We start from the raw sequence: 12,442 nt of genomic DNA on the forward strand, positions 1-12,442 counted from the left end.
ACATCATCATCGGTGGCGCAGGTACCGACACGATGGTCGGTGGCGTCGACAACGATGTCTACGCAGTCACCGAGCTTGGGGACGTGGTGAGCGAGCTTGGCGGTGAGGGTATTGACACGGTCTGGACTTCGCTCGCGAGCTACACCCTGGGTGCCGACGTCGAGAATCTGTTTTTCGGCGGCAGCGGCAACTTCGCGGGCAGCGGCAACGCGCTCGACAACACGCTCGTGGGCGGTGCGGGTAACGACGTGCTCACCGGCGGTGGCGGTAACGACCTGCTGAGTGGCGGCGTCGCTGGCAACGATACGTTCGTGTTTGCTGCCGCGGGTTTCGGCAACGATACGATCCTGAACTTCGGAGCTAATCCGGCCGGACAGGACTTGCTCAATATCACGGCGCTGGGGATCAATAGCGCGACGTTCGCTGCCAACGTGACCATAACGGCTAACGGGGCGGACACGGTGGTAGGGATCGGGGCGGACACGATTCACCTTGTTGGTGTCAACAGCGCGGCCGTTGATCAGACGGACTTCATTCTGGCCACTTGAGGTCCTGGTCAGTACTGTCGCAGGGAGCGTGGACAGAGGAGGGGAGGGCAATGGATGCCCTCCCTTTCTCCTTCCATTCAATTGCCCATTAGCTATCGGGGTGCCAGCAGCGTACTGGAACTCATCAAAGCAGGTTGGAACCGAGCGGCGAAAACAAAAAACAATGGAAAAAAGGAAGCCCGGCCTTGAACATTTCAGCCATCTGCCTCTTGAGCAGCCTATTGGTTTCGGTCGCGGCGTCTGCTACCGGAGTGACTCCGCTCTTCGACCTGGACTTCACCAGATCAGCCACGGAAACGCTGAAAAAACTGGATATCAACGACGCTTGCATTATCGCCGTCTCAAGTCCTGCGGCGTTTACCTTCTGCCGAAAAGGGTCGTCAACGCTCTGGAAGTATCAGGTGTTGGATCTGGAGCAACTGGCGGCGATCCAGACTGGCCAAAAGCGCTCTTCGACGGATGATCAGCGAATTACCGTTGAGGAAGTCGATAGCGCTGCCTGCGAGCAGGATCACCTTGCGCTATTGGTTAATCCGGTTATCAGGCGTGGACTTGTCCTCGGCCTGATCAGCCTGTTTCTGTTGATTGGCCTGCGACAGACCTACCGGGCAATCCTGTATTGCCGTTATGACCAATCCGGGTTTTCGAAGTCCGGCTTGCGGCGGTTGAGCGAATCCCGGTTACCGCACAATTCAACGGTAATGGCGTTGGCCGCGTGGGGTGTAGCTGCAGCCATGGCATTTGTTTACTTCGGATTTTGGGCATGACCACAGATGACGAATAAGTAACTTGATTCACGCCCTGATTGATTCAATTGATCCTGCGTTGCGGCCTGCGTGAAGTGGTGGCCGGATTATCGTGGAATCCGCAGTTGGAGTTGGCTCTGGATGAGAGTCGCTCGCTATTGTGCGTGTTGTCGGATGTATAACAACTAGTGGATCCAATGTGCAGTTGTAAAAATGCAAGTAGTCAAGCAGGCCAGTTGTGGTGGGGCATAGAGTGAAAGTTGGCTCATTACTGTCGCTTCAGGCGCACTTGCGCTACGCACCGTTTGTCGGTGGTTTGTTCAAGAAATGAACATTGGAGCGTCTGTGGCCTCTGATTCCTAAGCACGTCAGTCATGACCTGCCCATGCAGTCGCAAAAAAGAAGTGGAAATTGAATTTCAAATGCAGTGAATGCACATGGGGATTTTTATCTAAAAATCAGGGGGGTGATAAACCAGCCGGTCATTGAATCGCCAAGCGAGTCAATGAGGTTAACAGTGCCGAGTCCATGATTTGGCTTATCTTTTAGAAGTAAGGTCGTACAGGGTTTTTAATAATTAAAGATTCTGTCAAGTGGTCGATCCGTACTCTCGAATAAGGTGGAGAAAATACCGTGGCGATAAATACCATTATGAGTCTGCTGGAAAATAAGGAATTCCTGGAGTTTTTGCGTCTGGGCGTTATTTACGTTCATTTGGTGGCGTGTTGTGTGGCCATCGGTTTGGTGCTGACCAGTGATGTTGCGATGGTCAGGGATCTTTTAAAACGGAAAGTATTCACTGAGCATGATAATGCTCACATGGAAAGTCTTCAGAAGTCTGTCATCGTTGCACTAATAGCGCTGTGGGTAACGGGTGTCGCTGTCGTCGGTATCGATTACCTGGATAAGGGTGCCGATTACTTTTTGAATCCAAAACTTCAAGCCAAAGTCATTATTGTGGCGTTGCTGACTTACAACGGCATCTTGTTGCATCGCATGGTACTGCCAGCCCTGCAAAAGGCGGGCTCCTTGCTAAATCTCGGATTCAGTGCACGGATGCTGGCGTTGGCCTGCGGGTCGTTGTCGGCAGTGTCCTGGATGTATGCCGCCATGCTGGGTGTCGGGCGCCCTTTGGCCTGGAAGTATTCCCTTTCCGAACTGTTGATGGCTTATCCGGTGCTGATTGTGCTCGGGTTCCTGGCGATGGTGGCGTTGACCCAGCGAGCGAAACAACAGGACGACTATGTTGCGCCTGCTCGGTCAGTAGCAAGCGCATGCTAAGCCGGTTCTGCGCGTAAACCTTGCGGGCTTCTCCAGAGCCCGAAAGGAAGCGGCCTTCTGGTGCAGGTTTCAATCCGGACCTGCACCGCAAGGTCGTTTTTGTTTTGAGTCATCCCCGGGTGCCCAAAGCCGCTGCTCATTTCGATCAATAATTTGTCAGTTACGGTCATTGAGGGATGACGGCGCGACTCTTAGTCTGTCGAACATGACTGATGGGGGCCACAGAGCTCCTGCACTTTCCGTGATCGCTCGATGTGGAGTTACCGATGACCGCCGCTCAATACCCGCACCTGCTGGCTCCGCTGGACCTGGGTTTCACCACGTTGCGCAACCGCACCCTGATGGGGTCGATGCACACTGGCCTTGAAGAAAAACCGGGTGGCTTCGAGCGCATGGCGGCGTACTTTGCCGAGCGTGCCCGTGGCGGTGTCGGCCTGATGGTCACTGGCGGTATCGGCCCGAACGAAGAGGGTGGCGTGTATTCCGGTGCGGCCAAGCTGACGACCGAAGAAGAGGCGCTCAAGCACCGTATCGTCACCCGTGCCGTGCACGACGCAGGCGGCAAGATCTGCATGCAGATCCTCCATGCCGGTCGTTATGCCTACAGCCCGAAACAGGTTGCGCCCAGCGCGATCCAGGCGCCGATTAACCCGTTCAAGCCCAAGGAGCTGGACGAGGAAGGCATCGAGAAGCAGATCAGCGATTTCGTCACCTGCTCGGTGCTGGCACAAACCGCCGAGTACGACGGCGTGGAAATCATGGGCTCCGAAGGTTATTTCATTAACCAGTTCCTCGCCGCCCACACCAACCACCGCACCGACCGCTGGGGCGGCAGCTACGAAAACCGTATGCGCCTGCCGGTGGAAATCGTGCGTCGCGTGCGTGAAGCGGTAGGCCCGAACTTCATCATCATTTTCCGCCTGTCGATGCTCGACCTGGTCGAAGGCGGCAGCACCTGGGAAGAAATCGTGCAACTGGCCAAGGCCATCGAGCTGGCCGGTGCGACCATCATCAACACCGGTATCGGCTGGCACGAAGCGCGGATTCCGACCATCGCCACCAAAGTGCCGCGCGCGGCCTTCAGCAAGGTCACGGCCAAACTGCGGGGTTCGGTCAATATTCCGCTGATCACCACCAACCGCATCAACACCCCGGAAGTGGCCGAGCAGATCCTGGCCGAGGGCGATGCCGACATGGTGTCCATGGCGCGGCCGTTCCTCGCCGACCCGGATTTCGTCAACAAGGCCGCTGAAGGTCGCGCCGATGAAATCAACACCTGCATCGGTTGCAACCAGGCCTGCCTCGATCACACCTTCGGCGGCAAGCTGACCAGTTGCCTGGTCAACCCGCGTGCCTGCCACGAAACCGAACTCAATTACCTGCCCGTGCAGCAACTGAAGAAAATCGCCGTGGTTGGGGCCGGCCCTGCCGGTTTGTCCGCCGCGACCGTGGCCGCCGAGCGTGGCCATCAGGTGACGCTGTTCGATTCGGCCAGCGAAATCGGCGGTCAGTTCAACATCGCCAAGCGCGTTCCGGGCAAGGAAGAGTTCTTTGAGACCATTCGCTACTTCAACCGCAAGTTGCAGACCACCAACGTCGAGGTGTGCCTGAACACCCGCGTGGACGTAGCGCAACTGGTCGAAGGCGGTTACGACGAGATCATTCTGGCCACCGGCATTGCGCCGCGCCTACCGGCCATTCCAGGGGTGGAAAACGCCAAGGTGCTGAGCTACCTGGACGTGATCCTTGAGCGCAAACCGGTCGGCAAGCGCGTTGCGGTGATTGGTGCCGGTGGTATCGGTTTCGACGTCTCCGAGTTCCTTGTGCATGAAGGCGTCGCTACCAGTCAGGATCGCGCCGCGTTCTGGAAGGAATGGGGCATCGATACACACCTTGAAGCGCGCGGCGGTGTCGCTGGTATCAAGGCCACGCCCCATGCGCCGGCCCGCGAGGTGTTCCTGCTGCAACGCAAGAAATCCAAGGTTGGCGACGGCCTGGGCAAGACCACTGGCTGGATACATCGCACCGGTCTGAAGAACAAACAGGTGCAGATGCTCAACAGCGTTGAATACCTGAAGATCGACGACGAAGGCCTGCACATCCGCATCGGCGAAACCGGCGAGCCGCAGGTGCTACCAGTGGACAACATCGTGATCTGCGCCGGGCAGGATCCGCTGCGTGAGTTGCATGACTGTCTGGTTGCGGCGGGGCAGAGCGTGCATCTGATCGGTGGCGCGGACGTTGCGGCAGAGCTGGATGCCAAGCGGGCGATCAATCAGGGTTCGCGGTTGGCGGCGCAGTTGTAATCCACGTCCGACAAGCTCCCTCGCCACAAAGGTGCTGCTAAGATGCCGGATCACTCCAATGATCCGGCATCATGCTTTCTCCTCCTGACAACTGGCTTCCTCAAGTCCCCCTCGACCCCCTTCACCTCGACTGGCTCACTCACGCCGGCATCGAAGTGGCGATCCTGCGCCTGGACCAGATCGACCCGCTGATCAGCGGCAACAAATGGTTCAAGCTCATCGAACACCTGAAAACTGCCGAGCACTTGGGTGCCGAAGGCATCATCAGCCTGGGTGGCGCGCACTCCAATCACCTCCACGCGTTGGCGGCGGCGGGCAAGCGTTTCGGCTTTTCCACCGTCGGCCTGTTGCGCGGGCACCCTCAGCAAACCCCGACGGTCAAGGACTTGCAGGCGTTCGGCATGCAGTTGCACTGGCTGGGTTACGCAGGCTATCGAGCGAGGCATGAAGAGGGCTTCTGGCAACCCTGGCAAACCCGCTATCCGACGTTGCATCCGGTGCCTGAAGGGGGAGGAGGTTTGCCTGGCGCCCTGGGTTGCACGCAACTGCGGGCCAGCGTTTGCGCGCAATTGGAGGGTTTGGGCTGGAGTGACTACGACGGCTGGTGGCTGGCCTGCGGAACCGGCACGACGCTGGCCGGCCTGGTGCTGGGCGAAGCGGGGGATCATCCGGTGTACGGTGCCCTGGCGGTGCCTGGCGATCACGGGGTGGCGCAGCAGGTCGAGAGGATCATGCAGGAAGCGGGTCTGGTCGATGCGGCGTATGAGCTGTTCGAGGCCAGCCGCGGCGGGTTTGCCAAGGTTGATCCGCTGCTGCTCGACTTTATCGAAAAGACAGAGCAGGCCGGGAATATTCCATTGGAGCCGCTGTACACCGGTAAGGCACTCATGGCCCTCAAGCAACAAGTCGAGACGGAAAAGTTCGCCCGGGGCACGCGACTGATATTTGTCCACACGGGCGGCTTGCAGGGGCGGCGGGGATTCAATTCACAAACCTGAAACGCACCGCAAATCAATGTGGGAGCGAGCTTGCTCGCGATGGCGGTGTGTCAGTCGACAAATGCGCCGAATGCAATACCCGCATCGCGAGCAAGCTCGCTCCCTCATTGGCATTCATTGGCATTCATTGGTCTCAGGAGTCACGGTTCACGCTCTTGGGCATCATCCGCAGCAAGGTGTTATCGCCCACCACATAGTGGTGATACAGCCCGGCCACGGCATGCAGGCCGATCAGCCAATAGCCGATAGTGCCGCCGAGCTCATGCCAGCCCTGGAGCTGTTTGGCCAGGTCCTTGTTTTCCTCTACCAGCATCGGCAGGTCGACACCGTAGAACATCACCTGATTGCCTTTGGCGCTGGTGACCAGCCAGCCGAGAATCGGCGTGACGATCATGAAAATGTACAGCGCCCAGTGCATCAGCCTGGCCAGCGTCGTTTGCCAGTGCGGCGAGGCCGGGAAGATCTGCGGCGCCGGGCCGAGGCTGCGCGCGAACAATCGCAGCCAGACCAGAACGAATACGGTCAGGCCGAGCATGAAGTGTGATTCGACGATCAGCGTGCGCCCGCCACTGCCCTTGGGAAAGATCCCGCGAAACTCGATACAGGCGTAAACCAGCACCAGCAGGACCAGCATCAACCAATGCAGCGCGATCGATACGGTGCTGTAGCGCGATTCGGAGTTTTTCCACGGCATACGGTGTTCCTCAGAGGTCCGGTTTAAAGCCACCGTTCTTGTCCGACGGTGTGTTCTAACTGTAATCCTGTTTCACCGGGTTTGCCTGAGGCGATTGGTCGCTGGATGCTCTGGTTCGGGTAATACACAGAAAAACCCTGTAGGAGCGAGCAAGCTCGCTCCTACAGGGGGGAGTTGCGTTTTTTAGCTCGATTGCGGCATTTCACCGTTGGCCAGGCGCTTGTTGATGTCGGCGATCACTTCCGGCAGATCGGTGATGGTATCGATCATGTAGTGCGGGCGTGAACCTTCGAACATTGCGTGGATGCGCTTGCGCTCGCTGTCCAGTTGGTCGCTGCCCAAGGCGCGATAACCTTCGTAGTCCAGGCCCAGGGCGTTGCCCGAGCAGATCAGCGCCACGGTCCACATGCCGGCGCGGCGACCCTCGAGAATGCCCGGCACCGTGTCATCGATCTTCACGCACGCGGCAACATCGTCGATGCCCAGGGCGATGACGTTGGCCAGTGCCTGGGCGGGCCATGGGCGACCGTTCGGGACTTCGTCGGTGGCGACCACGTGATCGGCCACGTAGCCGTTGGTGGCGGCCAGTTCGACCACTTTGTCCATGACCTGTTTCGGGTAACCGGAGCAGGAGCCGATCCTGATCCCTTGCTGGCGCAGGTTGGCGATGGTCTCCAGCGCCCCGGGAATCAGCGCCGAGTGTTCGGCGATTTTTTCGATCTGCAGCGGCATGAAGCGTTGGTAAATCGCGGTGACGTCATCGTCGGTCGGCGTGCGGCCGAACACTTTGCGATAGCGCTCGGCAACTTCCGGTTGATCGCACAGGGTGCGGATGTGGTCCCATTTGCCCATGCCCATCGGGCCACGGGCTTCTTCGATGGACACCTGCACGTCGAACTCGGCGAAGGCCTCGACGAAAATCTGCGTCGGGGCGAAGGAGCCGAAGTCGACCACGGTGCCGGCCCAGTCGAGGATGGCGGCTTGCAGTTTGGTTGGGTTGGAGTAGTTCATGGCAATTAAATTCCTGTAGAAACTGACTATTGGAGAGCAGCTTTTACTGTGGGAGCGAGCTTGCTCGCGATGGCGGTTTTTCATTCAACCTATGTGCTGACTGATCGGGCCTCATCGCGAGCAAGCTCGCTCCCACAGGGGGGTAAGGTGTTGCTTAGATCTCCAGGACTTCCATCTCGCGCAACACTTCAGCAATCGCCGCCACGGCTTCGCGCATTTCGACGGGTTGGACATGGCCGATGCAACCGACGCGGAAGGTTTCGACCTGGGTCAGTTTGCCGGGGTAGAGGATGTAGCCCTTGGCCTTGACCCGTTCGTAGAATTCCTTGAATGCGTAGCGCGGATCTTTCGGGGCGTGGAAGGTGGCGATGATCGGCGCCTGAATCGCCGCTGGCAGGAAGCTGCGCAGCCCCAGTTTGCTCATCTCTTCCATCAATGCCTGGCAGTTGGCGGCGTAGCGTTCGTGCCGCGCGGGCAAGCCACCTTCTTCGTTGTATTGCAGCAGGGCTTCGTGCAGCGCGGCGACCACATGGGTCGGCGGGGTGAAGCGCCATTGGCCGGTCTTGGCCATGTAGGCGTGCTGGTCCTGCAGATCCATGGCCAGCGAATGCGAGTTGCCGGTGGCGTTGGCCAGGGATTCTTTGCGAGCGAAGACAAAACCCATGCCCGGTACGCCCTCCAGGCATTTGCCCGAGGCGGCGATCAGTGCGTCGAACGGCACTTGCTGTGCATCCACTGGCAGGGCGCCGAAGGAACTCATGGCGTCGATGATCAGGCGCTTGCCGCGTTCTGCGACGACCTGGGCGATTTGCGGCAGCGGGTTGAGGATGCCGGTGCTGGTTTCGCAGTGAATCAGGGCGACGTGGGTGATGTCTTGATCGGCACGTAGCAGGCGGTCGACGTCGGCGGCGGTGGTCGGCTCGTCTTCGGCGGTTTCAAAAGTGCTGAAGGAGCGGCCCAGCACTTCGCAGATTTTCGCCAGGCGTTTGCCGTAGGCGCCGTTGATCAGTACCAGAATCTTGCCGTCCCGAGGCACCAGCGTGCCGATCGCCGCCTCGACCGCGAAGGTGCCGCTGCCTTGCAGGGGTACGCAGTGGTGGGTGGCGGCGCCGTTGAGGATTGCCAGCAGTTGCTCGCAGAGGCTGGCGGTCAGTTGGTTGAAGCGGTCATCCCATGAACCCCAGTCGATCATCATCGCCTGACGGGTGCGGGGCGAAGTGGTCAATGGGCCGGGGGTGAGCAGGATGGGTTCGGCAGTACTCATTCTCGTGTCCTCGCAATCGATGGGATGAAGCGTTGGTGCCTAAATTGCAATTTGCCGTGTTATCAATCAAATTGTTTGTTGTTATGCCAGCCATCAGCGAGGGTTATTCATGAACCTGTTCCAGCTCCGCGCCTTCGATGCCGTGGCCCGGGAAGGCAGCTTTACCCGGGCGGCGGCGCGGCTGTTCATCAGCCAGCCGGCGGTTACCGGGCACATCAAGGCCCTGGAGGAGCACTACCAGATCACCCTGCTGCGTCGCACCGCCCGCCGCGTGGAACTGACTGAGGAGGGCACCAAACTGGCGGCAATCACCCGGGCGATGTTCGGCCTGGCCGAAGAGGCGCAGGTGATGCTCGAAGCCAACCGGCAATTGCTGACCGGGCGCCTGGAGGTGGCGGCGGACGGTCCGCACATGGTCATGCCGATGCTCGCCAGCCTGCGCGCGCGCTATCCCGGGATCACGGTGAACCTGCGCCTGGGCAACGCCCAGGAAACCCTGGCGGCGTTGTTGTCCGAACATGCCGACGTGGCGGTGCTGACTGAGGTCGAGCCGCGCAAGGGCTTGCATCTGCAGGCGCTGAACGAATCACGGATTTGCGCGCTGGTGCCCGACGGGCATCCTTGGGCGCAGAAAACCAAAGGCGTGCAGCTCAAGGAACTGGATCAGGTGATCATGGTGCTGCGCGAGCCGAGTTCGATTACCCGGCGCACCTTCGATGAGGCTTGCGCACAGGCCAAGGTCAATCCACGGGTATTGCTGGAACTGGACAGCCGCGAAGCGGTGACCGAGGCGGTGGCCGCCGAACTGGGGGTGGGGGTGGTGTCGTCGGTGGAGGTCAGCCACGATCCTCGGGTGGCGGCGGTGCCGATCATTGGCGAGGGGTTGGTGAATCGACACATGATGGGGTGCATGGAGCGGCGGCGGGATTTGCGGTTGATTCAGGCGTTTTTCGGGTTGGCGCCAGGCAGGTAGACCGGGTTGCCTGCATCGCGAGCAAGCTCGCTCCCACAGGGGATTTATGTTGGTCGCCTATTTTGTACACGACGCAAATCTACTGTGGGAGCGAGCTTGCTCGCGATGACGTCGGACCTGCCTAAACAAGACTCTCGCGCACCATCTCCAGAAAAGTCGCCACCACCCGCCGAGAACTCTGTTCGCGCAAGCACACCAGTGTCTCGGTCAACCGCCGTTTGCAATCGGTAATCGGCAGTGCGCAAACCCGCGAATCCGCACCAAACTCGGCAGCCGACACCACGCCCACCCCAATCCCGACCACCACGGCTTCCCGCGCCGCCTCCCGACCTTCAACCTGAATTGCCGGGCGAATGCGGAACCCGGCACCGGCCATTTCCTCCTCCAGGGTCTGCCGGGTCACCGAACCGATTTCCCGCAACACCAGCGGCGTGTCGTCGAGGTCCGCGAGGGTGATGGATTCGCGGTCGGCCCACGGATGATTGCGCGACACGAACGCCACCATCGGGTCGTTGCGCAGGGGCAGGGAAAGCAGGCGTTCATCGCTGACGTCACGGCCCAGCAACGCCAGGTCGGCCTGATAGTTGAACAGTCGGAACAGCGATTCATCGGTGTTGCCGGTTTCGATCTTCACGCTGATCCCGGGGTAGCGTTCGCAAAAACGGGCGATCTGCGGCAGGACGTGGACCGGCGCATCCACCGCCAGAATCAGGCTGCCGGTCTGCAACGCCTGGGAGTCCTGCAACAGTTCTTGGGCTTCGGCTTCGATGACAAACAATTTCTGCGTCACGCTCAGCAGGCGTTCGCCCAGATCGGTCAGGCGCACCGAGCGCTTGTTACGGTGAAACAGCAACACCCCATAGCGCTCTTCGAGTTTGCGCACCTGGTCGGAAATCGCCGGTTGCGTCAGAAACAGGCGCTCGGCGGCTTTGGTAAAGCTTCCATGCACCGCCACGGCGTGGAACGCTTTGAGCTGGGCGTGGGACACCGACATGGGAATCTCCAGTAACAAGCTGAACTTATATTTGAAATACGATAAATCGATTTCACTTATTAATCAGTAATTGTTTTTATCCACCTCAGCCCCGGTGACTGGTCAGTCGAACAGCAGCGGGTGCCATGAGCCTGTGCGTGCAACTACAGGACTCATCTGACCGGTATCCGCCGTAGGGACAGGGCGATATCGCAGTGCTCAACAATAAAAAGACAGGCGTTTTCTTCCAATTCTGCCGGCACACTCACACCCTGAGGTCAGAACCACAATGAACAAGCACATCGGCACCATCAAGCGTTGGCGCGTGCAGATCTTCGCGATCACCTGGCTCGCCTACGCCGCGTTCTACTTCACCCGCAAAGCATTCTCGGTCGCCAAGCTCGGTATTGGCGAAGACCCGACCTTCATGCTCGACAAAATGGCCATGGCCAACCTCGACGCCATCTACCTGACGGCTTACGCCGTCGGTCAATTCACCTGGGGCATCCTCGCAGACCGTTTTGGCCCGCGGGTCGTTGTGCTCGGCGGGTTGCTGATTTCCGCCGCCGCGGCGCTGGTGATGGGCAACTTTGCAACGATACCGATTTTCGCTACCTGCATGCTGATACAAGGCCTGGCGCAGTCCACCGGTTGGTCTGGGCTGTGCAAGAACCTCGGCAGCTTCTTTCCCTCCGAGCAACGCGGGCGGGTATTGGGCCTGTGGAGTTCCTGCTACGCCTTTGGCGGTCTGGTGGCCTCGCCGTTTGCCGGTTGGTGGGCGTACACGCTCATCGGCAGCTGGCATGCGGCGTTCATTTCCAGTGCGGCGGTGGTTGGGCTGGTCGCCGTGCTGTTTTTTATTTTCCAACGCAACAAACCGGAAGACGTCGGCTTGCCGGCGGTGGAGCCGGAACTTGAGCTGACCGCCGAACAAGCTGACGCGCAAAGCAAAATCAGCATGTGGGAGCCATTGAAGGAAATCCTGCGCAACCGCACGGTGCTGGTGCTGGGGTTGGCGTACTTCATGCTCAAGCCGGCGCGCTACGCGATTCTGTTGTGGGGGCCGGTGATCGTCTTCGAACAGATGCCTTCGGTGGGCAAGGTCGGTGCGGCGATCATTCCGACCGCGTTCGAACTGGCCGGGTTGCTCGGGCCGATCCTGATTGGCCTGGCCTCGGACAAGCTGTTCGGCGCCCGGCGCATGCCGGCCTGCGTGATAAGCCTGTTGGCGCTGACGGTGTCCCTGGCGTTTTTCATGGGCGCCTTGCATACCGGCAGCGTGCAGCTGGTGGTGGCGCTGCTGTTCGTCATGGGCCTGACCCTCTATGGGCCGGACTCGATGATCAGCGGCTCGGCCGCCATCGACTTCGGCACCGCCAAGGCCGGCGCCACGGCAGCCGGTTTCGTCAACGGCTGCGGCTCGGTCGGGGCGATTCTCGGCGGGCTGCTGCCGGGCTACTTCGACACCGTTACCGTGTTCATCGTCTTCGCCGGCTGCGCCATGTTCTCGGCGCTGGTGTTGATCCCGCACTGGAACAGCCGCCCCGGTGGCCTGGGTACTCAATTCGCCTACGTGCCCAATAAAGCGATGACCATCAAACCCCTGCGTACCTGAATCCTGTCCCTCGTCGCCTGCTGCACCTGCGGC

11 protein-coding genes are annotated in these 12,442 nt (G+C 59.7%); 7 read left to right on the forward strand and 4 right to left on the reverse strand.

Annotated features, from left to right (window positions below; genetic code table 11):
• The 5 genes from KGA85_RS21565 to KGA85_RS21585 all read left to right on the forward strand — a co-directional run.
• The coding region (locus KGA85_RS21565) for a calcium-binding protein (RefSeq protein WP_411741686.1) at nt 1-548 on the forward strand (548 nt) is incomplete at its 5' end.
• Between the two features lie 185 nt (nt 549-733).
• Nucleotides 734-1,315: a hypothetical protein gene (locus tag KGA85_RS21570; protein ID WP_223461756.1), complete on the forward strand. Its 582-nt coding sequence runs from the start codon at nt 734-736 to the stop codon at nt 1,313-1,315.
• A gap of 612 nt (nt 1,316-1,927) precedes the next feature.
• Nucleotides 1,928-2,575 (forward strand): hypothetical protein, encoded by a 648-nt coding sequence (locus KGA85_RS21575; RefSeq protein ID WP_046037771.1) that lies wholly within the window; start codon nt 1,928-1,930, stop codon nt 2,573-2,575.
• Nucleotides 2,576-2,841: 266 nt separating this feature from the next.
• On the forward strand, nt 2,842-4,881 hold the full coding sequence (locus KGA85_RS21580; RefSeq protein WP_223461754.1) for an FAD-dependent oxidoreductase: 2,040 nt from the start codon (nt 2,842-2,844) through the stop codon (nt 4,879-4,881).
• A gap of 71 nt (nt 4,882-4,952) precedes the next feature.
• Entirely contained in the window at nt 4,953-5,879 is a 927-nt protein-coding gene (locus tag KGA85_RS21585; protein ID WP_223461751.1) for a 1-aminocyclopropane-1-carboxylate deaminase/D-cysteine desulfhydrase, read from the forward strand.
• A 133-nt stretch (nt 5,880-6,012) separates the two neighbouring features.
• Here the strand turns inward: KGA85_RS21585 and KGA85_RS21590 are convergent, their stop codons facing one another.
• From KGA85_RS21590 to KGA85_RS21600, 3 genes are all read right to left on the reverse strand, one after another.
• Complete coding sequence (locus KGA85_RS21590; RefSeq protein ID WP_223461749.1) at nt 6,013-6,573, reverse strand: cytochrome b; 561 nt, start codon at nt 6,571-6,573, stop codon at nt 6,013-6,015.
• A gap of 183 nt (nt 6,574-6,756) precedes the next feature.
• A complete protein-coding gene (gene phnX, locus KGA85_RS21595; protein ID WP_223461747.1) occupies nt 6,757-7,584 on the reverse strand; it encodes a phosphonoacetaldehyde hydrolase in 828 nt (275 codons plus the stop codon).
• Nucleotides 7,585-7,738: 154 nt separating this feature from the next.
• Nucleotides 7,739-8,848 (reverse strand): 2-aminoethylphosphonate--pyruvate transaminase, encoded by a 1,110-nt coding sequence (locus KGA85_RS21600; RefSeq protein WP_223531900.1) that lies wholly within the window; start codon nt 8,846-8,848, stop codon nt 7,739-7,741.
• A gap of 109 nt (nt 8,849-8,957) precedes the next feature.
• On the opposite strand from KGA85_RS21600, the gene KGA85_RS21605 reads away from it, so the two are divergent.
• The gene (locus KGA85_RS21605; RefSeq protein ID WP_046037777.1) at nt 8,958-9,821 is read left to right on the forward strand and encodes a LysR substrate-binding domain-containing protein; all 864 of its coding nucleotides are present in this window, start codon (nt 8,958-8,960) and stop codon (nt 9,819-9,821) included.
• 121 nt (nt 9,822-9,942) lie between these two features.
• Here the strand turns inward: KGA85_RS21605 and KGA85_RS21610 are convergent, their stop codons facing one another.
• Nucleotides 9,943-10,815 carry a LysR family transcriptional regulator gene (locus tag KGA85_RS21610; protein WP_223531898.1) on the reverse strand — a complete coding sequence of 291 codons (873 nt, stop codon included), beginning with the start codon at nt 10,813-10,815 and terminating at the stop codon, nt 9,943-9,945.
• Nucleotides 10,816-11,083: 268 nt separating this feature from the next.
• Between KGA85_RS21610 and KGA85_RS21615 the strand changes: the two genes are divergently transcribed.
• Nucleotides 11,084-12,409, forward strand: coding sequence for an MFS transporter (locus tag KGA85_RS21615; RefSeq protein WP_223543362.1), 1,326 nt, complete (start codon nt 11,084-11,086; stop codon nt 12,407-12,409).
• Nucleotides 12,410-12,442: the final 33 nt, after the last annotated feature.

Source organism: Pseudomonas sp. GL-B-12 (assembly GCF_019955895.1).
Classification (GTDB): domain Bacteria; phylum Pseudomonadota; class Gammaproteobacteria; order Pseudomonadales; family Pseudomonadaceae; genus Aquipseudomonas.